Source organism: Oceanispirochaeta sp. M1, assembly GCF_003346715.1.
Classification (GTDB): domain Bacteria; phylum Spirochaetota; class Spirochaetia; order DSM-2461; family DSM-2461; genus Oceanispirochaeta.
The window spans coordinates 1-24,481 of sequence record NZ_QQPQ01000007.1 but is presented as its reverse complement, the minus strand read 5'-3'; the positions used below and the strand labels follow the sequence as shown (position 1 = coordinate 24,481).

Sequence of the window (24,481 nt, the reverse complement as noted above, 5' to 3'; positions counted from 1 at the left end):
ATTAATCCAAGTACCGGTTCTTTTTCTCATCTTCATCCTTCCTCTTTCCGCACAATACTCCCCCGGAGTGAACTGGCAAAAAATCGAAAAAGAACACATTCTCCTCATTTTTCCGGAAGAACTGAGTGAAACAGCGTTGGTTCTGGCTGAAAAAATCGATGAAGTTTACAAGAGAGAGAGCCTGGATTTCAGCAGTGGAAAACAGACCCGCTGGCCCCTTATTCTGACAAATTCAGGAATGGTCAGTAACGGTTATGTCGCCATGCCGCCCAGAAAAGGGGTCTGGTATGGAACTCCTGCGGCGGAAGGTCTCTCAACACTGGACTGGTATGATCTTCTTGGACTTCATGAAACAAGGCATATGGTACAGATGGATTCCATGAATATGAGATTTATCCGCTTCCTTTATTATATCGGGGGAGAACTGGCTCAGACCGGAGGAATCCATCTATCTATCCCACGCTGGTTTCTGGAAGGAGATGCTGTTTCTGCAGAAACCATATACTCCGATGGCGGTAGAGGGCGTGATCCCGCATTTTATGAGCAGCTTAAGGTGATGAGTCTGGAGGGTGATTACTCTTACCAGCAGTTTGTGAACCGTTCATATCAAATATATTATCCCAACCGATACAGTTTCGGATATTTTATGACCAGTTATATCCGCCGTGAATATGGAGAGGAGAGCTGGAACAGAATCCTGAAGACAACAGCTGCCATCCCCCTCCCTGCCTTCGGGCTCTATCTGGGTGCAAAGAAGGTTAGCGGTAAATCCTGGTCTCGTCTTTTTCTGGATATGATGGAGGATCTGAAGAAGAACTGGGAAGAAGAAATTAATGCTCTTGAACTGAGAGAGGACAGTCTCCTCCTGAATGAACTTCCTAATATTTACAGCCGCTATGAGGTTCTCTTCAGTGATGAAAGGGGAGTACTGGCTCGTAAATACTCTCTGGCTGAACCGTCTGAACTCTTAAGAATTCAGGATGGGGAAGAGCAGTCTATCCGGAGGCTCCAGCCCTTTGCGGGAGCGAGCAGTAACGGCAGGCAGATTATCTGGACCTATAACAGACCTTCAATGCTGTATGAATCTCTGAACTGGTCTGATCTGATCAGTTACGATCTGGAGACTGGAAAGAAAAAGTATCTGACAAAAAAGAGCCGAACACTCTTTCCGGCCTTTTCTCCGGGAGGAGAGAGTCTGGCTGCTGTCTACTGGAGCCGGAGAAGAGAGGGCTCCATCCGTATTCTGAATCCGTCAGATGGAGAAATCCTGAAGGAGTATAAAGTCCCCGAAGAGGGTTTTCCCTCCTATCCTGCCTGGTCAGAAGATGAAGAGACTCTCTATTTCCTGCAGCAGAATGAAAAAGGAAGGGCCATCATCTCCCTGGATCTGGAGAGTGGCGAATTCAATGTTCAGAAAGATTACAGCCATGAAACGGTTAAGCGTCTCTGTTCCTGGAGGAACTACCTTATATATGCATCCAACGCCGGGGGGCTTGAAAATATCATGGCTCTGGATCTGGAGAGCAGTGAGGAATATCAGCTGACTTCCAGAGCTTTCGGCGTAGGGTTTCCCTATGTTGAAAGAGGGGGGGATATACTCTATTACTCCGATACCCGGGGAATAAACGGATCTGTTCCAGTGGCCCTGGAGCTGAATCCTGAGAACTGGATTCCCTTTGATAAGACTGTTGAAGATTCTGAGAGCAGCTTTCCGTATCTAAGAGAGGGAGATTGGTCGGTTCACTCTGCAGCAGATGACAGCAGTAAAGATGAGATTGAGGACTATTCTCTTTTTGCCTCAGCTTTCAATATACACAGCTGGGGAATTTCTCCCAACCTTGAAACCCTGACGGGCCTCCGTTTCAATTTACAGTCTGCCAATATAATGGGAACCTTCAACTGGTCTGTAGGAGGGGAATACGATATTAATGAGCAAACCTGGGGCGCTTTTTTAGATATGGACTGGCAGAGATTCTATCCTGTTATAAGTTTGAGAAATTCGGCGGACTACAGAGTTCTCTCAGGAGTCGAACTGTTTGATGTATATAGCAGAATGATGTTCTCCTTTCCCATGAACCTGAGCAGAGAACTCTGGGACGTTTATCTTAATCCTGCTGTAAGTGCTGGAATCAGAGCTTATCTTCCTCTTGAAGGAGAGGAGACTGCCCACTATTTTCCAGTGAATACCGGATTGATTGCATATGCCGTCCTGCCGGGGAGTTACCGTTCCATTAAACCTAAGTGGGGGGTGTATGAGCGCTGCGGCAGCAGTATGAATCCTGCGGATCCTTCAGAGTTTTATCAGTACTATACTCATTCTATTCTCTATACTCCTGGATTTTTCCGGAATGCAGGTTTCAGTTTCGGAGCGGCATTTGAACAGCAGAGCGGTAATTATTCTCTGCGTTTCCCCTTTGCAAGGGGCTATGATTCCTCTGTCGCATATCGAACTCTGAAAGTATCAGGAGACTATGATTTTCCCATAGCCTATCCTGATGCCGCAGCAGGTTCATTTCTCTATATCAAAAGGATCAGGGGGAATCTGTTTTATGATTATCTGATTCAGGGAGATCTGGCCGGGGATGATCAGAATTACAGATCCGTTGGAACAGAACTTACTCTTGATATGACTGCAGCCAATCAGGAGCAGGGAGAATTTAATCTCGGTTTTCGTTTTCTCTGGCTGCTGGATGAAAAAAGACCGGCTTTTCAGCTGGTCTTTATGAATGCATCATTTCTATAGGGTAAAATCTTTCAGATAATCTCTTATTTCGTCCCGGACTCTTCTGAAGGGATCAAGTTTCTTCTCTTCATCTTCGATGTCCTTTGCCAGGCGGGGAGGATCATCAAATCCGTGATGAATTTTTTTTGTTCTGCCCAGGTAGACAGGACAATTTTCATCGGCATGTCCGCAGACAGTGATTACCACATCAAAATCAATCTCTTTATAATCTGTGGCAAGGGTACTCTTGTGTCCGCTGATATCGACACCCGCTTCCGCCATGACCTTAACGGCAGCGGGATTCAGACCGTGTGTCTCGATACCCGCAGAATAGACATTATATTCATCACTGTGTAATTCTCTCATCCAGCCTTCGGCCATCTGGCTCCGGCATGAATTTCCGGTACATAGAAATAGTATATTCTTTTTCATGAAATCTCCTGTGTCTTACTTAGGGTTACTAAGAAAACGCAATTTTAATAGATTCTCATGCATAAAGTTTTCACCTGCAAGGAGGATATGTTCATTTTGTGTTAAAAATAGATCCTTAAAGAGAAATATAGGGGTTGTCTTCTCAATTTTAAGATGGGCCGCAATCTGTTCATCAGGAAGAACAGGGAGAAGGTCCGTCAGGCTGCTATCTGCTTCCTCATTAAAGTAGTCATTGAAAAGTTCATAAGCAGTGCACTGATAATTCATAAGTACAGGGTCGGCACCTTTTCTCAGAGCATTTCTTGGAAAGATATTCCGAGAATAAATAACAGGGGCTCCATCAGCCAGATAAAGCCGTTTAAGTTCAACAATCTCAGTATTGGGTCTGACATTCAGAAGGTGGGCATCTTCTGATCCTGCCGAACGCTGGTGTATTCCAATAAGCTCAATCTTTACCTTTCTTCCGTTCTCTTCAAGCATGGGGATGAAATCCCATTTCTCATTAAGAGAGGTTTCCAGATTAAGTGTTTTTTCACGGACAAAAGTCCCTTTTCCATGAACCCTTACGATAAGGCCGTCATATTCGAGTCTGGCCAGTGCTGTTCTTACGGTTGCTCTGCTGACATTGTGCTGAGCCGAGAGAATATTCTCCGAAGGGAGCTGCCCCGAGGCCTCTACTTCTCCCCGTTCAATAATCTCTTTAATATCTTCATAGGTCTGTTGTACAAGTATTGGTAATTTTCCGGTGGCCATTGATCTTTCTCCTAAACCGAATCACTTAGAGATTCTTCCAGAAAGAAGCGGAGAACAGTTTTTCCCAGAACTAGCCTGTCACTGTAAAAAATCTGAGTCGGTTTCGTAACCGGTTTTTTATTGAGGAATGTTCCGTTTGTTGATTCCATATCTTCCAGAATAAAGGTTTTTTCTTCGGGGACAGAAATCCTGCAATGGATACTGCTTACTTCCGGGTCCTGGAGGCGGATGGTACAAGACGGATCTCTGCCTATTACAACCTCATCTGTATCTATAATATATGATGTTCCCAGTTCCTGAGATGATAATATGAGAAGAACAGCCTTTTCCTTCAGAAATGTTTCTTTCTTTTTTTTGCTGTTCTGTATAATGGTCTGGTCTTCCACTAATACTCTCCTCTAGGAAATAATTATAGCATAATACTCCAGTGAATGCCCTTTCCTCAATAGTAATAATTTATCAGCCCTATTGTTCTAACGGACTATTCTTCATATGTATATAATTATTCTCTGTCAGCCATGATGCAGTCTCCTTCAGAGTCTGTTCTGCCGGACGAAAGGTGAAGTTCAGAGCTTTCAGGGTTTTGCTGTCATCGAGAATATTCCAGCGGGTCATATACAAGGCTCCTTCATAGGTCAGATGGAAGGTGAATCCGATTCTTTTCTGGAAGAAAGAAACAACTCTTCCAACACCGCGTAATACAAATCCGGGGATTCTGATGCGAAGGATTCTCCTGCTGCAGAGTTTCTGAACCAGAGGATGCATCTCACTCCAGGTAAAAAAATGGCCGCCAGTCATATAGAGTCCGGGAACTGCCTCCTCTCTCATCAGACGGCGGTGAATTACAGCAAGATCCCGTACATCTATAAATTGAAATCCTCCGCTGCAGATAGGAACTGCATAATTCATCATATAGATCAGGGCATTATTTGCTTCACTGAGACCGGGATCATCGGGACCTATCACTGATGAAGGATAGGTGACAAAGACTTTGATTTCCTCATCCCTGAGGCTCAGAATCATCTGCTCCCCTCTGGACTTACTACAGGCATAGGGTGTAAATCCCTCCTGCAAAGGGCTCTCTGGAGTCATTTGTTTCTGTTGGGGATGAAAGCGGGTCACGCAGGAGGAGACAAAGAGTACTTTTTTAATTCCGCACTTTTTTACAAGGCTGACAATATTTTCTGTACCCTCTTCGTTCACCCGGTGCATCTGTTCTTCCTGTTTAAGGTTCAGGGTGACCATGGCGGCACAATGGATAAGTGAGCTGCAGCCCCGGGCCGCGGACTCCAGAGATTCTGTATCAAGGATATCACCCTTGTGGTAATAAAGATTATCAGGCTGTCCGAAAATTCGCTGAGCCTTCTTAATATCACGGATCAGGAGATGCAGTTCGTGTCCCTCTTTCAGAATCTCAAGGACAGTATGTGAACCGATAAAGCCGGTTCCTCCTGTAATCAGTATCTTTTGAGTCATAATCTTATTTTATACAGCTATGCCTGTTAGATCAAAGCTTTCCGGTCTTTATGGCTGCTTTCCAGATTTAAATTAGATTAAAGTTATGTGATGACAAAAATTAGCTTGTAACATAATGCTCACTTGATTTATATTTTTATTATTCAGCAGTTGATTATTAATAGGAGCCGCGTATGGTAAAGGAACTTCAGGTTCTTGATGAACTGGTCCGTGCCAGTGCCCTGATGGCGGATGAAGGGGATTTTAAAAGCCTTATCTCTGTTCTTGTGGAGCAGTCTCTGGATATTACCAGATCGGATATGGCTGTCCTTTATCTTTTCAAAAATTCTGAAGATAAAAATTCAGATTTGATACAGATGTATAAAAGAGGTGCATTTGAGGCACCCCAATCTCTGTCTCATGATTCAGAGCTTATAGAATTTCTCAATGAATGTGGAAAGGCTGTTGTCCTTCAGGGACGTTCTTCCCGTCAGGAAGTACATTTTGAAGATCTATTTCTTCATCCCATGATGAACAGCGGTATCGCCCTGCCTATGAATACTGTGAAATCCAGGATTGCCGTTCTGGTTCTGAATTCTAAACAGGAACTTTTCTATAACAGAAACAGTTTCAACTTTCTCGATTCATTTACCAAGCAGGCCAGTGGTATGCTTCAGAATTCCAAGCTCTATAAAGAGCTGAAAGATTATGTGAAACAGGTTGAGGATCTGCAGCAGTATCAGAAAAATATATTTGAATCCATGACCAATATTCTAATCACAACGGATGAGGATAACCGGATTGAATATTTCAACCATATGGCAGAGGAATCCATGGGCATGGATGAGAACGCCATAGGTGTTCCGGTAGATCAGTTTTTTAAAAAATCCCTGAGCCGTAAAATTCTTAATGCGATTCAAAAAGCCGGGAAAACCGGTATAGAGATTCCAGGTATGGAAGGAATATTCAAACCGCCGGGTGATGACAGGGATATGGATTTTTCACTCAATGTGACCACTCTGAAAGGTGTCAGGGGTAAACATAAAGGGCTTACCCTCCTTTTAACCGATCAGACCAGGGAGCAGGAACTGAAGGCATCCATTGAAGTCGCCACCGAAGACAGACGGGTGATAAAGGATATGTTCGCCCGCTACCTCTCAAATGATATTGTTCAGAATCTGATGGACTCTCCTGAGATGGTGAAACCCGGGGGTGGAACAAAACATGCCACTGTTTTCTTTGCGGACATCAGGGGCTATACCTCTTTTTCTGAAGACAAATCACCTGAATACATAATTGAAGTACTAAATGAGTATTTTACTGAAGCTGTTGAGATTGTTATCAAGTACGGCGGATATATAGATAAGTTTATCGGGGATTGCATCATGGCAGCCTGGGGTGTTCCCATGGTCAATGAGCAGGAAGATGCAATTAAAGCAGTCTCCTGTGCCGTTGAAATACAGAATCTTGTGAAGGCTAAAGACAGGCAGTTTTTTAAGGGCCGGGCCTCCAAGCTTACCGTCGGTTTCGGTATGCATACGGGAGATCTGGTTGCAGGAAACCTGGGAAGCTCCAGGCGTATGGACTATACGGTTATCGGAGATACAGTCAACCTGGCAGCTCGTCTTGAAGGTGTATCCGAAGCCGGAGAGATTATTATAACAGAAGATACACGTCGGTATCTGGATGATAGATTCAAAATTGAACCCCGTGATGCGGTAAAAGTGAAGGGAAAAGTAAAACCCATTCAGATTTTTAACGTAATCGGAATGTCATAGAAAGCCCCTGGGCCCGGACTCTTCGGACCAGTTTGAATATTTTACCGGGAAAATTAACAAATCCCGGTAGTTAAAAGGAGACCCTTATGGAACAGCTGATGGAAGTCGTCTATTCTCTGCCACTTTATGTGTTGATCGCGGCGGCTCTAATCATCGCAGCACTTGTCTTTCTCATTATCATTCTGTTTATCAGTAAAAGACGATTCAGAAAATCTTTGGAAGCCCTTGCTGCTGAACCGGACCTGAAAAAAATGGAGATTCTAAAGCATTACAGGAAAGAGAAGCTTTTGAAGAAGTCTGCCCTGTTGGTGGATATCTCAAAAAGGAAAAATGTTAACCTTCCGGAAATTCTTGATCTGGGAGAAGACTGGGTCACACGCTATGGGAATAGTCACAATAGCAAGCTTCTTGGCTGGATACTTGAATACATACCTGACAGAGGTCTATTTACGGTCTTTCAGAGAGCCCTCAACCATCAAAAGGTTGCTCAGAAACTCGAACAGTTTCTTGATAGAAGCAGTGATTTTTTAAAGCTGAGAAGAATAGCCCTTTCCGGAAAGGGTGAGCCCTTTGACGGTGCCAAGGCGTTGAAACTCTTTAAAGACCGGTTGGATGAAATTCGTGAAATGACCGGTGATCCCGAATGGGCGTCACGTTTTTTCGCTATTCATATTCTTCTTCATGATGATGATGAACGTTCGGCTCGTGCTGTCTGGGAATCTTTTGAAGACCCGCATTCTCTGATTCGCAGTACGGTTATCAGGGAAATCCCCGGGGATGCACGCCCCTTCGGGTCGGATGATACTACAGAATTCTCCGATACAGATCAGTCTTCTCTCTATGCTGTTCTATTTAATCTGCTTCTCAATGATCCGGTATTTGAGGTTCGACAGGAAGCTAAAAAGAGAATAATGGAAGATTTTGCTACATCCTACTCCCTGGATCTCGCTTCTATGAATAACGAGCAGGTACTGCATGTTATTCAGCTTTTGTCTCCTGAGTCTCCCGAGGATCAGGATCTTGCTCTGCAGATTCTGTCGGGAGATGATCTTGAGCTGCGGCAGGGTGCTGCCAGTTATCTTCAGGAATGTGCTGTATTAGACCGTCTGTTTAAAGAAAGCTATATGAATGACAGTGAACAGCTTGAGAGAAATTACTCCCTTTTGAAGAATTCTCTGGAGGTTAATGTCTCCGGATTCCTTGGAGGTCTTCAATCCAATAACAATCGAGGCTCATTACTCCTGGCTTCAAGACTCTTGAAAACTGCCGGTCCTCAGGATTCAATCACACATCTGGCTGACCGGGTCTTTACTCAGGATATTGAAAAGAAAGAGGATTCAGAACTGAATGAGCTCTACACCAATACTCTTGAATGTGTCAGGCTCCGGGGTAATGATACCGCCCTTGTTCTATTGGGCCGTGAGGTCCTTGATATCCGGAATAGAGTAATTCTCCTAAAAGATACTCTGGTAGCACTGCCTCCCAGAGGAGCATATATCTTTATGCCTGTTCTTGAGGAGTTTCTGAAGGATCCGGACTTTCCTCTTAAAGATGAACTCCGGACGACTCTCCAGACAATGCCTGAAGCAGAAGTACAGACAGTGGCTATGGAGATAATCAGAAAAGGACGTGACAGTTATTCCCATGCTGTCAGAATCCAGGCTTTAAAGGTTCTGGGAGCAATGAAAAAAGAGAGTTGTCTGCAGATTATCCTTGAGAATCTTCCCATCCTGCCTCTTGAAGAGGCCAGAGAGTTTGCTGGAATGCTCAGTTCCTATGCGGAAAATCTCTTTAATGAGAGGGTGAAATCCATCCTGGAATCTGTTGATGCCCAGAGCAGAGCAGCCATTATCGTCTCTCTTCCTGCTACAGGTAAAAAGACTTTTCTCAAGGAGATCAGAGCCGCTCTGGATGACGCAAATCCAGTTGTAAGAATTGCCAGTATATGGGCTCTTGTTGAATATAAAGAGATCAAGGAGCTGGCCCGCTGTACATCAATGCTCCGGGATCCGGTTCCTGAAGTCAGGAAGGAAGTCGCCAGAGCTCTGGGAACCAGCGGAACACAGGCGGTTCTTAAGGATATGGAAGCCGTTCTGAATGATAAAAATGAAGTCTCTGCAGTTATATATGGAATTATCGATGGTCTCGGGGCATCTGAAAGTGCTGCCTCCGTGGATATTCTTGGAAGAAAAATTGCCAATGAAGATGAATATAAGATGGACTGTATTCGAAGCCTGAGCCGAAAGAAGGACAAGAAGAGTATTTCCGCCGCAATCGAATTATTTAAAGATGCGGGACCACAGCTCAGGGAGGATTTGAGTACAGTTTTCAAGATGATGGGCTATGAGGGAGAGAAGACTATGGTTGAACTTCTTAAAGAAGATATACCCTCTCTGCAGAAATATATTGCTGAAGTTCTTGAGTCCACAGGTTTTGTGGAAAATCATATCAGAAAGCTCAAACATCGTGATTCCGCGGTTCGTCAGGAATCTGCAGCATTCCTGGCTGCAATCAGGACTAAGGCCGCATTCAGAGGTATCGTTCTGGCTGCCAGGGATCCCAATCCAGATGTCCGGATAGAAGTCACAAAAGCCCTGGAAGTTCTGAATACTGATGAGGGCAAGGAGATTTTGAAGGCTCTGGAAGAAGATCCGGATAAGAGTGTCAGAAAGTATACATTCTGGGCCCTGGAAAGAGTGAGAACAAAATCTCTGGTTTGATTAAACAGTGATCGAAAGGCTGAAAGAATATGATTCAGATTCAGGATCTCCGTTTCTCCTACCCCGAAGGACTGTTCCGTTTTGAACTGCCGGAACTGATTGTCGAAAGTGGTGAGATCTGTGGAATTACAGGTCCAAGCGGATTCGGTAAAACTACACTCCTCTCTCTGATAGCTGGAATACTTCTTCCTCAAAGCGGTCGTATAATAATCTCCGGCAAGAATCTGCCTATGCTACCTGAAAAGGAGCGGAGGTGTTTTCGTCTTGAAAATATCGGTTTTATCTTTCAGGACTTTGAACTTCTGGATTATCTCAATGTTTTTGACAATATTGCAGTAAGTAGATTCCTGGGAAAATCATCCACTCGGGGAAAACATACGAAAGATGAGTATGCAGAACGTGTGAGATTTCTAGCCTCTGAGACAGGAATCGAGAAACATCTGCACCGCTATCCATCCCGGCTTTCCAGGGGAGAGCAGCAGAGAGTTGCACTCTGTCGTGGTCTTTTTAATCGACCCTCACTGATCCTTGCGGATGAGGCTACAGGGAGTCTCGATCCTGCTAACCGGGATGTGATCCGGGAGCTGCTTGTTGGGTTCTGCCGAAAGGAAGGGGCCACTCTTCTGGAGGCTACCCATGACCGCAGCGGGATGGATCGTTTTGACCGGGTTCTGGATCTGCCGTCTATTGCTCAAACAGTTCTTCTTGAGGAGCTGCCATGAGGAAGCTCCTTTATCTTGCCCTCTGCTATTTAAAATACCACCGGATCAGAACCCTGATTCTGGTTCTAACATTGGTCAGTCTTTTTTATCTCCCCCTGGCTCTTTCTCTGATAACGGATCTTTCGGAGAAGAGTCTGAGCTCCCGGGCTGAAGACAGTCCTGTAGTCATTGGATCAAGAGGAAGTGATCTGGATCTTGTAATGAATGCACTCTATTTTCAGCCTTCGGCTCAGAGGGAGATTCCCTATAAAATCTTAACAGTCCTTAATGACATGAAACTGGGTGTTCCGGTTCCCTATTATCTGGGTGATACGGCCCGCGGCATTGCCGTAGTCGGAACTACGCCTGCCTATTTTTCACATAGGAACCTTCGGCTTGAGGAGGGTGCAATGATCACCGGACTGGGGGATTGTATTTTGGGCAGAATTACAGCCGATGCTCTGGGGTTGAAACCCGGAGATACTCTTATTACCGATCCGGAAAATCCCTATCATCTGGCCGGAAGTTATCCGTTGGAACTCAGGGTGACTGGCATTCTGGCCAGCTCCTCATCCTGGGATGACAAGGCCGTATTCACAGATATTAAAACTGCCTGGATAGCCAGAGGACTGGGGCATGGGCATGATAATCTGGCTGCCAATCCTTTCAGTATTCTAAAAGAGGAAGATGGCAATGTTGTGGGGAATGCATCGGTGAAAATGTATAACTCCATCGATCCTGATATGCGGAATAACTTTCACTTTCACGGTTCTGTAGATGAGTTTCCATTGAGCGGTATTTTATTTTTCCCGGACAATCCCAGATCGGAAGCCCTGATTCTCTCTACACTTTCAGATGATGATTTACTGCAGGCAGTTGAATCGGACAAGGTCATTCTCAAACTGCTCCATACACTTTTCAGAATACGGGAGATTCTGAACTGGGTATTAGCTGTTACTCTGGTTGTTACCATTGCCGCCATTTTTTTTATACTTGCTTTGACGGTTAGACTCAGAAAGAAGGAGAGTCTAACTCTCTACAGGATGGGGGGGAGCGGTATCCTTATTCTAAAGTTAACCGCCGTGGAAACTGTGATATTAAGCTTTCTCTCCCTACTGATATCTTTTCTACTTCTGGCTGTGACCTGGATGTTCAGACTGCGGATTCTTGAGCTATTGATTCAATAGGAGATAATACTGTGAAAAGGGTTTTTCTGGTACTTACTGTTTTTATCTGTGCCGCCAGTCTTCATGCATCGGGATCGAATGAGACAAAACCAGAAGAACTGGGCAGGCCCATCGTTTTTGCCGCCAATTATCCACTATATTATATCTGTCAGCGATATTCCGGAGATTTCATCGAATTGATTTGGCCCTTCGCTGATGATGAAGATCCGGCGTTCTGGGAGCCCTTGGATGTTCAAATCAGAGAGCTGCAAACAGCGGATCTTCTGATTCTGAACGGTGCCGAATATGAAAAATGGCTGGAGTACAGCTTTATTGATCCCAACCTGGCAGTGGACAGCTCTTCCCGTTTTAAAGAAGATTATATTGTGACAACAGGGGGAACAAGCCACAGCCATGGTGCCGGTGCTCTGCATGATCATGGAGCTACGGCATTTTCACTCTGGCTGGACCTGGAATTGTATGCTCGTCAGGCTGAAGCTGTACATAAAGCCCTCCTGACACTGCTTCCTGCAGAGAAAGAGATCCTTGAACAGCGGCATGGAGAGTTGCTTCAGGAGCTGGACAAACTGGATCAGTCATTTCACACAGCCGGGGCAATATTCAAATCAGAGGTCCTTCTGGCCAGTCATCCCATCTATCAGTATTTTTCCAGAGCCTATACGGGAGAGGTTAAATCTCTACTTCTGGAGCCTGATATCTTTCCTTCCGAAGAAGACTGGGATCTTCTGGCGGATCTTAAAAAAGAAAATAATTCTTCATTGATGATCTGGGAGGGGAAACCAGTTCTGGAAACTCAGAAAAAACTTAAAGAGATGGATATTATCTGGGTTGTTATATCACCAGGATTCAATAAGCCTCTTGAGGGAGACTATCTTGATATCCTTAAGAAAAACCTTGAAGAACTTGAGAGTCTGAGGGATCTCAATAAATGAAGCAGGCCTTATATCAAATACTGAAAGCTCCGATTTTCCATTTTGCTGTGATTGCACTGGCTCTTTTTATCCTATATGAATATCTCCTCCCTCCTGAAAAAGAAGAGATCATAATCACCCGGCAGACCATGAACAGCCTTGTCAGATCTGAGCAGGAGGTCCGTGAAAATCCTCTGAGTAATGATGAAATAATAGACCTGGTACAGGACTATATTGATGAAGAGGTTTTGATAAGAGAAGCCTACAGACAAGGCCTGGACAGAAGTAATTACAGGGTCCGGAAACAGCTCCTCGATTTGATGCGCAGCGGACTGAATGATAATATTAAGCAGCCTTCTGAGGAAGTATTGAAACAGTTCTATCTGGATAACCGTGATGATTTCAGAATTCCGGCACTGCGAAATTTTAAGCATGTCTTCTTCTCCAATGAAAGCAGTGACACACCCGCCGATCTGCAGAGTTTTCTGAGTTACTTTGAAGAAATAGATTCAGATTTTAATAGGGCAGGGGATCTTTTTCTTAATGGTTTTGAGTTCAGGCATCTCTCTTTTGAACAGTGCAGTATTTTTTTCGGCAGAGAATTTGCGGCCATGCTGTTTGATATTCCCGATTCAAGCTGGGCTGGACCTATTGCCACGGGTGAGGGTATTCACTATGTACTGATGGAAGATGTTATTCCAAGTCAGGTTCCTGAATATGAAGACATTAAGATCTATCTTGGTGAAAGCTATGTTTATACAAAAAATAAAGAAGTTCAGGAGAAAAAGATTCTACAGATGAGAGAGTCTTACAGGATTGTCATAGAAGAAGCTGATATTCCATGAAAAAGGCTCTGCTTCTGATTGCTCTTCTGGGCAGTCTGAATTCTCTTTATGCCGACAATACGGGAATTCTCAAGTCCCGGTTGATTGAGCTGGCTGAGGGAGATTATCTACTGGAGGTTGAGGTTCCGATCCTTCAGGAATCTGCAATCGGTGACCCTGTTTTTCCCGATCGTTTTATTCTGAGTGAAAAAGGGAGGAGTGAGTTCCAGGGGATGGTCACTCTTCACTATCGCTATAACTCCCTGACAGATGCTCTTAATGAAAAGGATCTTCTTATACTGCCCTGGATCATCAACGGCACATCCCTCACCGTATTCAGACAGGACGGCGATCTGAAACAGCGCCTGTATTTAAGGACTCTTGAAGGGATTAAAATTCCTCTTGGCAGTTATTTTCATAAGGTAAGAACTAAGGGTGAGATTGTTACAGCCTGGATACGGCAGCTTTTATCCAGGGCGGAACTGCTGATCCCTTTTATCCTGCTGGCACTGATACTGGCTTCATTTGAATCTTTAAGAAGTGCATTAAATTTCTGTCTCATTTTTTTTGCCGGGCAGTCATTGGCCATGGTAACAGGAGAACTGGGCCTTCCGGGCCCCGATCTTCTATATGCTCAGCTTTTAGTTCTCGCCTTAGCTCTTTTTATAGCTTCCTTCAGAGATATTCCAGACCTGAGAGTTTTGTTTGCTCCGGCTGGAGTTGTCGGATATCTTTTTGGAGCCGGCTTATTCAATGAGATATCATTTCTTCCTTATAGTCCGGATATTCTTCTTATCCTTCACCTCCTCAGTACAGTCTATTGGAACCTGCTTTTTACTTTGTTTACTATGTTTCTGATTCTGGCATCATCAATTCTGATAGAGAAGGGCCTTCTCTCCTCAGTCTTGAAATATCTCTGTGGAGTTTTTGCTTTATTTTTTTTCCTCCTCCTATTTCAGGAGAGAGTCGTGACGGGAGAACGGGATGTTCTGAATCTTTCGGCCGGTACTAACCAGAGCCGCTATGACCTGCCTGATCCTCAGGTTCTTCAGAATAACCAGAATACAAAATCCATGCTGAGTATGACTGTTCCGGCACAGGCCTATATGGCGATAGATCCCTTTGAACTGCGTATAGAAGTTCTGCTCCGTCTTGATGAACTTATGAGCACTCTGCATATGGACGATAATTCCCTTGCTTTAGAGGATCAGAAGGACTTTCTGATAACTCTGATAGATGAGTTTGTTTCATCTATCAGAGTCAGCGCTGACGATGTGTCATTACACCCCATAGACAAAAGGGCCGATTTTGTGACTTTAGGCAGCGGTGGAGTCAGTCTGCGGTCCACTGCCGTGATTGAAAAACGCAATGAGGGGCTTGTGGGTCTTTCCCTTATATATGGAACTGCAGAACTTCTCAGAGAGGTTCAGGTGGAGTGGAATTTTTTCCCTTCAGGAATTGATTCTCTACCCGGCAGGACTTCACAGATCTGGGGAACAGAGGCTGTAATGATCAGCAGGGAAGATAATATATGGGCATGGGCCAATCCTGTGAAGCGCTCTCTTTTTCCTGAAATCCAGGAGATCTCAGTGAAGTCTGCGGGGATACCGTTTCTTTCAATTCTTTTTCTAATTGGAGCTGCAGTTGTTGTCATCAGAAAGGCATTTTCTCAGAGGCTTGCTCTATCCCTGCTGCTTCTTACTTCCATCCTGACTTATCCCTTTGCCAGAATTCCAATTCCCGGAGGATGGTCTCCCAGAACTGAAGAACAGATTGCCGCTGTAACGGAAGCTCTGCTGACAAATCTCTACCGCTCATTTGATGTTCAGGAAGACAGAGAAGTCTATGATCGTCTGGCACTATCGGTTTCGGGGGAGCTTCTACAGGATGTTTTCCTGCAGAACAGAAAGGCTATGGTTCTTGAAAATAAAGGTGGTGCCAGGGCCAGGATGGATCATCTGGAGCTTCTTTCCATGGATAATCTACGCAAGGAAAAAGATGGATTCAGGGCTGATGCTGAATGGACCGTCAGCGGCTCTGTCTCACATTTCGGCCATACTCATTACAGGAAAAACCGCTATCTGGCCGATATTCTGCTTACGGTTGAAGAGAAGAGCTGGAAGATTACAAATCTGAAGATGCTGAGGGAAGAGCGGGAATTCTAGATATTTCCGATATCTGAATTATACGGTTCTCAATATCTCAAGAATCTTCACCATGGCAAGAGTATCCAGTCTGCAGTATTCCAGAAGTCCCTGCCTTATCTTTTCCTGGTCCCGGGGATCAGTCGAAGACGATAGATAAAGCCATATCGTCGATGCTTCTCCTCCGTTTTTTACCCCGGGAAGATCGGCATAGGCCTTTTCCATTTCAGGAACCAGGGCAGGAAGGACTTTCTTGATGGAATAACTCCCTTTCATCTCAGGATGGTAATACCAGCGTTTCTGGAAAGGAAGCATCAGGTCTGAAATCCGTTCACTGATTGAAGTCAGCTCTTTCTCAATATCGGTAAAAAGGGCGGCAAGTTTGTTGATAACACCTTTTTCAAAAGATTTGTTATAGGCAAGGATGCTTCCCTCTTCGGGAATATCTTTAATAAGATTTTCAGCCAGTTCCCTACGGGGATCTGAATCCCAGGGGCCGAGAAATTCCTTATGGATTAACTCATTTCCATCCTCAATATGCAATGAATACTGGAAGGGTATCTGTTGATAGGGTTTTACTCCCTCATATTCGGGAACTGCCTGCTGGAAACTTTCAAAGTCCAGATGAGAGATAGGATACTCCAGTAAGCTGAGAAACTCTCTGATGGGATCTGATTCAATATGAAGATTTCCCTCTATATGCAGCTGTTGCGCCTTACCCATTTCAGCCGGATTCAGATCGCTCAGTCTGATAATTCCCTCTGTGAAATATTTGAATTTGTCATCCATTCTTGAGGTTGTCAGTGTGAATACTGAGTCTTCAGGTATACCGGCAAGTGTCTGCCAGCAGTAGTCCCTTGCAAAGCACTCGTAGGGGGAAAGGCATCGATGTCCGATTTCCTGTTCAGGTTCACTCTCTTCCAGAAGAGATTTCATCTCTTTAATTCTCTCGGGGATAAGTCTTTTATGAGCAAGGATATTGAGGCTGATATCTGCAATAGTAAATAGTTCTTTCAGATCGAGTTCAGCTCCTCTGACATATCGGTTATTAATATGAACGATATTTTCAGATTTCAGTTTTATTCCGCAGTTTTCCAGCACATAGCTCTGAACCGCCGCATCATGAATATATATATCTTTCACTCCCGTGGAGCTTTTTACCTCGTATATATTCCATAGACCATTTTCATAATGGAGAATGTCTACGGCAACAAATATTTCATCAAAGATAAATGATGCCTCGTATATTGTGGTTACACCTTCATGGATAAGCTGTTTTGTACGGGCGGCCATCCCCGGCAGGTCGGTTCTGTCAAAAGGTATTTCCTCTCCACCGGGAAATAATCTACAGGCCGTTTCTCCAACATAATGTCCAGTATCAAATATCTGCTGCTGATGTGTAGAGGGAGGAGTCAGAACTTCACGCTTCTTTCTGGAGAGCCAGAAGAATTTAGGGCATTGGAGATAACATGTGTATTGAGATTTTGAAAGCATGATTTTATTATAGATTATGTTTTCAGCCGGAACTACATAGATATTAAAAATTAATGATAGGGAGCTTGATTCATCTTATAGTTAATCTGGAGGGTTTAATGAAAGTCAAGAAACTACTCACCGGGCTCTTTTTTCTAATATTTATTACGTCAATTCATGGCGAGATCAGAGTTGGTCATGCACGGATTTCCGGTTCACTCGAAATGCCAATGGCTGTAGATGCAATTGTAAAGACAGAAGTGACTTTTTATGAGGAGAATGCAGATTGGACAGAGGATTCTCCGGCAGTACCATTTCCATATAAGGGAGATTGGATCTTTACCTGGGACAGTGATTCGCCCGGGATCGTTCAGTTTATTGGAGATCTTAATTTCGGAAATTATTTTTCAATAACAGATGCAGGACCCCTAGGTGGAGTCACAAGACAAAGCTATTATAATTTTACACACCATCTTTCGGGGACCGCAGAATGGGATACCTCCACAAACACTCTTTTTTATGAGTTTTTACCTGTACAAAGGAATGATGGTAGAGCCTCTTCCATAGCCCAGTCCAAGCCGGCTGATTGTGAAAAAATTAAGGGTCTGGGAGCGATGAAAGCTTGTAAGGCTTTTAATGAAACCAGTCTCGAACTTGAGGGATTCGTTATTAAATTAAAGTTCAATAAAAGCCTTTCAATGGCGAAGGGAGAACTCTTGATGATTCAATATGGTGGTTCCGGTATTACCAAATCTCTGGCAGAAGCTATCTCAGAAGATTTAATCGTTGAAATCAGGATGAAATAAACAAGAATCTTCCTGCCGTTAAATGATAAAGATATCAAGGGTTAAAAAGAATGACTAAATTAACGACACAAATATATTACCATTTTGAGTCAATCAATTCCCTGACGATCTCCACAGCTCTTCCCGGTTTTCCTTTATTGCCTTCCAGGTTGTAGATATCTCTGAAGATGATTTCCAGAGTATTTCCTTTTGCCGCATCCAGTGTTTCATCTATATGCTTTTTAAAATTCTCTTCGTCCAGTTCCTTCCCAACTCCGATGTAATTGGGACTGGGTTTTCTTGAATAAATGACATTCTGCCCTTTCAGGTATTCTCCCATTTTCTTTTCATCACACCAGGGAGAAATGGATACTTTCCGCAGATTGGGCAGCTTGCTTATGTAATCTTCCCAGACATCATGGACAGGCTCGCAGCAGCCGTAATACAGGAGTCCGAATTCTTCTGCCAGTTCACCATAAGAGGGATAGATATATTCGCCGAACATATCCGGTGAGATCCCTACAGACTCCTGAGAATTCATGTTTCCCCATAAATCTTTTGATATAATATCATTTCCATCAACAGTCCTACGGGGAATTTCCGATGTAAATCCATAACTTCCCGAACCGGCATAATCATTGCCGTTATTCAGAGTAAGGAGTCCCTCTTTTTCCTGCCATCTGATATATCTGATTATATCTTCCTTGATAAAGGAGAAAAGCTGATGCATCTCATCAGGATCATCAAACATGGCAAACATCATTGCCTCCATTCCCATAAGTTCAATAATCTGGGCGGTAGGCATAATGTGCCAGTTGAGTGATGTATTTTTTATCACTACGGGAAGAATGTCTCCGACGACTCCTTCAATAAAATTCTTAGTTTCATTTGTCTGGATCCAGTCGACTGAATATTCTGAATGCTGCAGCTTGGGCAGATCGTCCTTCAAATTACTGATAAGATGACTGCTTTCATACCCTATTTCCCGTCCCTCACTGTCTTTCGAATATTTGTGTTTATATCCGCTTGCAAAGGCTTTGAAGTCAATTTTCAGTTCCATGGGGATATAGGGAGGAATGACCTTGTCATCGTTTATCAATTCATAATTCAGGATCTGTTCCAAAAGGATATTTTCAAGGTATTGTCCAGGCACTGTGGAACACTTCAATTCAGGCAGAAAATCACTATTGAAGGTAATATTCTCCATAACGACTACCGGCTTATCACTACTCAGCTGATTATGAGCATTCCAGAGAGTTGTCCTCTCTTCCATGACATCCAGTTTTGAATACTCATTATACTTCTTTGCCAGTTCTCTCAAATATGATTTTTCATTATTTGTGATTTCTAAAACCATAATTTACTATCTCCCACTATTGTTACCAAATGCATATATTATATTCAATTAGATAATTATCTCATTGGAAGACTCTTGAATCTACCATACAATTTATGATAATTATTATCTATGTGTGATATCGTTACTCATAACTGGGGTGTTGATTTCAATATTATCAGCCCAATGGAGAATCTTCCCCGAATTCTCAATATTCACGAAAGCACAATAAATGATTCCCGCTATCAATGGAGTTCCGAGGAACATGGCCAATATAAAAGTGAGGAGACTTCTATTTTTCAGTTTACCCTATCAGGATGCGGAGCTTTTGATGATGGTGACAATGTCCACAGGCTGCCTTCAGGTACAGCATTCCTTACTAATACGATGGATAAACATTACAGATACTATTATCCCGAAAGTTTAACTGAACGGCAGGTTGTTCTCTGGTGCAATTTCCAGTCATCATATTCTATGAAAATGGTTGAGGAGATAAACTCCCGTTTTGGATATATTTTTCATTTACCCGAAACGACCGGCATTATTAAAAAGCTTCTCGATTTAAAAAGCTTGCAGGAATCCTACTCGACAATGCTTGCCTCTGAAAATGCAAAATTGGCTAGCGAACTATTATATGAACTGATCTGGAGTAAAGAAAAAGAAAATACAGGAAACATTGAAACTGTTCTAATAGAAAAGGCATTGCAGATTATCAATACCAATTCAAACCGCTTGTACAATGCCGGAGAACTTGCGGACAAACTTTCCATATCAAGAGAGCACTTGAGTCGGGTATTTAAAAGGCAATTGGGCATAAGCCCCTACCGCTACATAATCTCAAGCAAGATTGAAATGGCAAAAATGAAACTGAGAAATACATCCATCCCTGCAAAGTCCATATCTCATGAACTGGGTTTTACTTCTCCAGTTCAATTTACAAATATGTTCAAAAAAGACAGTGGCATTACTCCTGGAAACTACAGGAAGATTTACAGGGGGAAATAGAGTTCCTTCCGGTAAGTGATATTCTGGACTACTTATTTCTGACGATTTCTGTATTCCCGGGGAGGAACACCCATAATTCTTTTAAAGATCCGGGTAAAGTAATAAGGGTCACTAATTCCTATCTGTGTGCTGACCTCGCCAATTTTCTCTGAAGTCATATCCAGCAAATTACAGGCTCTCTGGATTTTCATCCGATTGAAGTGTTCAATAGGGCTGTGTCCAGTTTTCTGCTTGAAAAGTCTGCATAAGTATTGAGGGGTCATAGATACCTTATTGCTTAATTCTTCAAGAGTGAGACAGCTGTTGATCCTGCTTTCCATTATGGATAGGCACTCAATGATTGCACCCTGGGAAAGCGCAGAACCCATCTTTCTATCACTACGTAGAGCTCCCATCAAATGCCATAGCCTGCTGCAGGCCAGATCATATTTTATAGGGCTGATTCCGTCCTGGAGGGAGCTGCATATGAGTGAAAAAATATTTCGGCTCTCCTGACCGAAGGGTAGGGGGAAGGGAGCATCAGAATGTATTCCTCTTAAACTGCTTCTTATTTCCTTCGATTGTAATCCTCCAAAATGAATCCAGAAGATCTGCCACCATCCACCCTCGCTTGTTCCATATATATGAGGGATTCCTGCGGGCATGATGATTGCTTCATCTTTTTTCATATCGAAGTGCTGGTTATTGAACTCAAACCAGCCGTTTCCTCCTGTACATATTATCATGACCTCGGAATCACATCCCTCTTTTCGGGAGACAAGGTTCTCTTCGGCCCTGGGAAAGTGACCAATATCACTAACATAAAGCTGTTTTATTATTTCATCGGACTTCTGAAAGTTCTCAGGAGGCACAACAATCATGATCTGGTTTGAAAAACCGTCTCTTCTTTTCATTGATCCATATTAATATAATCTAGTTATTTGTGCAAATATATCTATTTCATTTACATTATTGCCCTCTTAATATGGAATTGATGTTTATTTGTTTTATGGAGGAAATTTTCTGTAAAAGATAATTGAGTGAATGTCTGTAAGGGGAAATTATGAGAAAGAAAGCACTTGTTACCGGAGGAGGGCGGGGGATCGGCCGGGAAATCGTCCTGGAGCTTGCCCGCAGAGGATGGGATATCGGTATAAATTATCACAGCAGTGATATAGGGGCTCTTGATACAAAGGAGCTTGCTGAAAAATCCGGTGTTGATGTTGAACTCTTCAGGGCTGATATAGGGAGAAAGGCTGATATAGATATTCTGTTTGATCAATTTCTTGAACGTTTCGGGCAAATTGATCTCCTTGTAAATAATGCCGGAATAAGTACATTCAAACCCTTTGTTGGTGTGACAGAAGAAATATGGGATTCGATCACAAATATTGACTGGAAAGGAACTTTTTTCTCTGCCCAGAGAGCTGCCAGGAATATGATTGAAAGTAAATCGGGTGGAGTCATCCTTAATATGTCTTCAAATCAGAAAGACGGGTGCTGGCCGACGGCAAGTGTCTATGGTCCCACTAAAGCTGCTATTGCAAAATTTACAAAGCATATCGCCATGGAATTGGCTCCCTATAAGATCCGGTCCATTGCCATAGCCCCTGGATATACTGATGTCGGTTGGCCTGCGGAAGACCCTGTTCATGAGGCCACAGATAAAATTCCATTAAAGAGATTTGCGACCCCGGAAGAGATCGCCCGGGTTGTCGGTCATCTTATCTCAGATGATTTCGCCTATATGACAGGTTCCTGTCTCGATATAGACGGGGGGGCCCTTCTTCCCATTTATACAGAAAATGATCTGGATACAGATTGGTCCTCCACAAAAATTCAGTAAAAAGAGAGTCTTGAAATGATAATAACAAAATTGGAAATATTTCATGTTAAACCCAGGTGGAGTTTTTTAAAGATCTCTACTGATGAGGGAATCATCGGCTGGGGTGAACCCATTCTTGAGGGTAGAGCCCGGACAGTTGAGGCTGCAGTGATGGAGCAGGCTGAGTTCCTGATAGGAAAGGATCCATTAAGGATTGAGTATCTCTGGCAGTCTATGTATCGGAATACCTTCTATCGGGGAGGGGTCATTCTTATGAGTGCCATAAGTGGTATTGAACAGGCTCTCTGGGATATTAAAGGTAAGTTCTATAATATGCCCGTCTATGAGATGCTTGGAGGAATGTACCGGGATCGAATCAGAATCTATGGTCATTGCTGGGGTGCAACTACAGAGAAGATAATCACCCGAGGCCTTGAAAGAAAAACAAATGGATTTACAGCCATTAAAGTTCTTGTTGAACCCTTCACCGCAAACAGGGGGACAAAAAGATATATAGAATCTCAGATCCAACGCTTTAAAGAAATCAGGGAAGCTGTCGGGGATGATATGGATATTGCCATTGATTTTCATGGCCGCCTGACTCCCGATATGGCTGTACAGGTTATTCGTGGAATCGAGCCCTATTATCCTCTATTTATCGAGGAACCCTGTCTTCCTGAGAATACGGATGCCATGGCCGGAATTTCAAACTCTGTCACAGCCTCCATTGCCACGGGGGAGCGTCTTGTAGGTCGCGGTGCATTCCGTCCACTCTTTGAGGCCGGTACTGTTTCTGTTATTCAGCCTGATCTCTCCCATGCCGGAGGAATTCTCGAGGTAAGAAAAATCGCCGCTATGGCTGAAACCTATTACTGCAAAGTTGCTCCCCACAATCCATTAGGCCCTGTTTCCCTTGCTGCCAATATTCAGCTGGCAGCCTGTACTCCCAACTTCCTGATTGCCGAGCATTTCGGGATGAAGGAAGAGTGGGATCTTGGTGAGGGATATTTAGAAATACCTTTTGAGGTTGAAGACGGTTATATCAAGTTGACCGATCGTCCGGGTCTGGGGATTACTGTGAATGAAGAGATGCTCCAGGAGAGGGCATTTTCAGGAGACTGGGATTCTCCCCGGCTCTATACAGAGGATGATAACACCATTGTTGACTGGTGAATTTTATAAATCCCCCCTGTTCTTTATTAACTAATATGGGAATATGATTAATGATATAATAATACTATGAGAATTATCATAAGCGGAACAACGAATGGAATTGGTTATGCAACTCTTCGAGAACTGTTTAAGAATGGTCATGAACTCATAACAGTTAACCGTAACATTGACAGGGCTGAGGAAGTTAAGAAAAAGTTTGAAAAGGATATTAAAACAGAAGGGAGCATAACAAATTTCAATGCGGACTTTTCTGATCTTGATTCTGTGCAGTCAGTTTGCCGGGAAATCAAATCATATTACAGTTCTGTTGATGTACTGATTAATAATGCGGGTCTGTTTTGTGATTCCTATCGGCAGACTGCACAGAGTCTTGAAATGACCCTTGGGGTAAATTATTTTGCACCGGTGCTGTTAACCCAGGGGCTTCTGCCTTTATTGAAAGAATCCGGACGCGCAAGAATTATCAATGTATCTTCAAGGGCTGCTCTTTTTGGAAAGATCAGGTTCAAGAATTTTTACAGTTTGAAAGCAGCTCATGGCTTTCCCGCATATTCCGCGTCGAAGCTTGCTTTAGTCTTATGGACCAGGAGTCTTGCCGATTCACTCGTCGGTATTGATGTTATTGCCGTTCACCCCGGTGAAGTCGCTTCAAACATATGGACCGGCGACACTTTTTTTATGAAGATGATGGCCCCTATAGTCAGAAAAAAATATCAAACCATAGAAGAGGGTGCTGAAACGAGCATTCATCTTGTGGAGACTGGTGATGTTTCCAGATTCAACGGTTTCTTCGTTGAAAAACAGGACCAGATAGTGCCCTATAATAAACGCTGCTTAGATGACAAACATAGAGACCTGCTCTATTCTGAAACTGAGAAACTATTCGTAAAACTGGGGTTCTCCCCAATGCTGTAGTTTTATTCCATGGGAATTTAATGGCAATAATTTTCTATATTCTGATAATTGATACATGTTTAACTTCTTTTTTAGACCTCATGCAGAGCTAAATTGACATCCCCGTCTGTTTGCCCTCCAATTATTCAGGCCGCTCCTCAGGTTCGAGTCCTCACTTTAAAGAAATAAAAAAAAAGCTCCAACGACCTGAAGGTCATTGAAGCTTTGATTGTGCCTGGAAGAGGACTCGAACCTCCGTAACCGCTAATAAAGCCCCATCTACCAGTAACTGAGATTTCTATGCATTTTCTATTCTAAAGGAGTGGAAAATGAAAAGAAGAACATCAGAAGATTGGGATCACATAATCCGGGACTATAAAGAGT

Annotated in this window: 20 protein-coding genes; 13 read left to right on the top strand and 7 right to left on the bottom strand. The window is 43.4% G+C overall.

Features of this window, described 5'->3' with window-relative positions; all coding sequences use genetic code 11:
- Window positions 1-67: 67 nt before the first annotated feature.
- Entirely contained in the window at window positions 68-2,743 is a 2,676-nt protein-coding gene (locus DV872_RS06115; RefSeq protein WP_147283110.1) for a hypothetical protein, read from the top strand.
- On the opposite strand, the gene DV872_RS06110 is transcribed toward DV872_RS06115, so the two are convergent.
- The 4 genes from DV872_RS06110 to DV872_RS06095 form a co-directional block, all read right to left on the bottom strand.
- The gene (locus DV872_RS06110; protein WP_114628978.1) at window positions 2,738-3,154 is read right to left on the bottom strand and encodes an arsenate reductase ArsC; all 417 of its coding nucleotides are present in this window, start codon (window positions 3,152-3,154) and stop codon (window positions 2,738-2,740) included. The genes DV872_RS06115 and DV872_RS06110 overlap by 6 nt on opposite strands.
- 15 nt (window positions 3,155-3,169) lie before the next feature.
- Window positions 3,170-3,907, bottom strand: coding sequence for a GntR family transcriptional regulator (locus DV872_RS06105; protein ID WP_114628977.1), 738 nt, complete (start codon window positions 3,905-3,907; stop codon window positions 3,170-3,172).
- An 11-nt stretch (window positions 3,908-3,918) separates the two neighbouring features.
- Complete coding sequence (locus DV872_RS06100) at window positions 3,919-4,293, bottom strand: FHA domain-containing protein (protein WP_114628976.1); 375 nt, start codon at window positions 4,291-4,293, stop codon at window positions 3,919-3,921.
- Between the two features lie 79 nt (window positions 4,294-4,372).
- The gene (locus DV872_RS06095) at window positions 4,373-5,383 is read right to left on the bottom strand and encodes an NAD-dependent epimerase/dehydratase family protein (protein ID WP_114628975.1); all 1,011 of its coding nucleotides are present in this window, start codon (window positions 5,381-5,383) and stop codon (window positions 4,373-4,375) included.
- 173 nt (window positions 5,384-5,556) lie between these two features.
- Here DV872_RS06095 and DV872_RS06090 point away from each other — a divergent pair, with 173 nt between their 5' ends.
- The 7 genes from DV872_RS06090 to DV872_RS06060 all read left to right on the top strand — a co-directional run bounded on the left by DV872_RS06090 (window position 5,557) and on the right by DV872_RS06060 (window position 15,648).
- Window positions 5,557-7,140, top strand: coding sequence for an adenylate/guanylate cyclase domain-containing protein (locus DV872_RS06090; RefSeq protein ID WP_114628974.1), 1,584 nt, complete (start codon window positions 5,557-5,559; stop codon window positions 7,138-7,140).
- A gap of 86 nt (window positions 7,141-7,226) precedes the next feature.
- The gene (locus tag DV872_RS06085) at window positions 7,227-9,860 is read left to right on the top strand and encodes a HEAT repeat domain-containing protein (protein WP_114628973.1); all 2,634 of its coding nucleotides are present in this window, start codon (window positions 7,227-7,229) and stop codon (window positions 9,858-9,860) included.
- Between the two features lie 29 nt (window positions 9,861-9,889).
- Window positions 9,890-10,582 carry an ABC transporter ATP-binding protein gene (locus DV872_RS06080; RefSeq protein ID WP_114628972.1) on the top strand — a complete coding sequence of 231 codons (693 nt, stop codon included), beginning with the start codon at window positions 9,890-9,892 and terminating at the stop codon, window positions 10,580-10,582.
- Window positions 10,579-11,748, top strand: a complete 1,170-nt coding sequence (locus DV872_RS06075) for an ABC transporter permease (protein WP_114628971.1) — start codon at window positions 10,579-10,581, stop codon at window positions 11,746-11,748. Before DV872_RS06080 ends, DV872_RS06075 begins: the two co-directional genes overlap by 4 nt.
- An 11-nt stretch (window positions 11,749-11,759) precedes the next feature.
- Window positions 11,760-12,680, top strand: coding sequence for a metal ABC transporter substrate-binding protein (locus DV872_RS06070; RefSeq protein ID WP_158546857.1), 921 nt, complete (start codon window positions 11,760-11,762; stop codon window positions 12,678-12,680).
- Window positions 12,677-13,504 (top strand): peptidyl-prolyl cis-trans isomerase, encoded by an 828-nt coding sequence (locus tag DV872_RS06065; protein WP_114628969.1) that lies wholly within the window; start codon window positions 12,677-12,679, stop codon window positions 13,502-13,504. The genes DV872_RS06070 and DV872_RS06065 overlap by 4 nt, the downstream gene beginning before the upstream one ends.
- Window positions 13,501-15,648 carry a hypothetical protein gene (locus DV872_RS06060; protein ID WP_114628968.1) on the top strand — a complete coding sequence of 716 codons (2,148 nt, stop codon included), beginning with the start codon at window positions 13,501-13,503 and terminating at the stop codon, window positions 15,646-15,648. Before DV872_RS06065 ends, DV872_RS06060 begins: the two co-directional genes overlap by 4 nt.
- 18 nt (window positions 15,649-15,666) lie before the next feature.
- On the opposite strand, the gene DV872_RS06055 is transcribed toward DV872_RS06060, so the two are convergent.
- Complete coding sequence (locus DV872_RS06055) at window positions 15,667-17,121, bottom strand: DUF2779 domain-containing protein (RefSeq protein ID WP_199563439.1); 1,455 nt, start codon at window positions 17,119-17,121, stop codon at window positions 15,667-15,669.
- Between the two features lie 98 nt (window positions 17,122-17,219).
- Between DV872_RS06055 and DV872_RS06050 the strand changes: the two genes are divergently transcribed.
- The gene (locus tag DV872_RS06050; RefSeq protein ID WP_114628966.1) at window positions 17,220-17,906 is read left to right on the top strand and encodes a hypothetical protein; all 687 of its coding nucleotides are present in this window, start codon (window positions 17,220-17,222) and stop codon (window positions 17,904-17,906) included.
- A 76-nt stretch (window positions 17,907-17,982) separates the two neighbouring features.
- Here DV872_RS06050 and DV872_RS06045 read toward each other — a convergent pair whose 3' ends face one another.
- On the bottom strand, window positions 17,983-19,242 hold the full coding sequence (locus DV872_RS06045; RefSeq protein WP_114628965.1) for a hypothetical protein: 1,260 nt from the start codon (window positions 19,240-19,242) through the stop codon (window positions 17,983-17,985).
- Between the two features lie 111 nt (window positions 19,243-19,353).
- Here DV872_RS06045 and DV872_RS06040 point away from each other — a divergent pair, with 111 nt between their 5' ends.
- The gene (locus DV872_RS06040) at window positions 19,354-20,226 is read left to right on the top strand and encodes an AraC family transcriptional regulator (RefSeq protein ID WP_114628964.1); all 873 of its coding nucleotides are present in this window, start codon (window positions 19,354-19,356) and stop codon (window positions 20,224-20,226) included.
- A 32-nt stretch (window positions 20,227-20,258) separates the two neighbouring features.
- On the opposite strand, the gene DV872_RS06035 is transcribed toward DV872_RS06040, so the two are convergent.
- Window positions 20,259-21,119, bottom strand: a complete 861-nt coding sequence (locus tag DV872_RS06035) for an AraC family transcriptional regulator (protein WP_114628963.1) — start codon at window positions 21,117-21,119, stop codon at window positions 20,259-20,261.
- Between the two features lie 149 nt (window positions 21,120-21,268).
- Between DV872_RS06035 and DV872_RS06030 the strand changes: the two genes are divergently transcribed.
- The 3 genes from DV872_RS06030 (at window position 21,269) to DV872_RS06020 (ending at window position 24,118) form a co-directional block, all read left to right on the top strand.
- The gene (locus tag DV872_RS06030; RefSeq protein ID WP_199563438.1) at window positions 21,269-22,051 is read left to right on the top strand and encodes an SDR family NAD(P)-dependent oxidoreductase; all 783 of its coding nucleotides are present in this window, start codon (window positions 21,269-21,271) and stop codon (window positions 22,049-22,051) included.
- Between the two features lie 15 nt (window positions 22,052-22,066).
- Entirely contained in the window at window positions 22,067-23,203 is a 1,137-nt protein-coding gene (gene dgoD, locus DV872_RS06025; protein ID WP_114628961.1) for a galactonate dehydratase, read from the top strand.
- A gap of 66 nt (window positions 23,204-23,269) precedes the next feature.
- Complete coding sequence (locus tag DV872_RS06020; RefSeq protein WP_114628960.1) at window positions 23,270-24,118, top strand: SDR family NAD(P)-dependent oxidoreductase; 849 nt, start codon at window positions 23,270-23,272, stop codon at window positions 24,116-24,118.
- Window positions 24,119-24,481 lie beyond the last annotated feature (363 nt).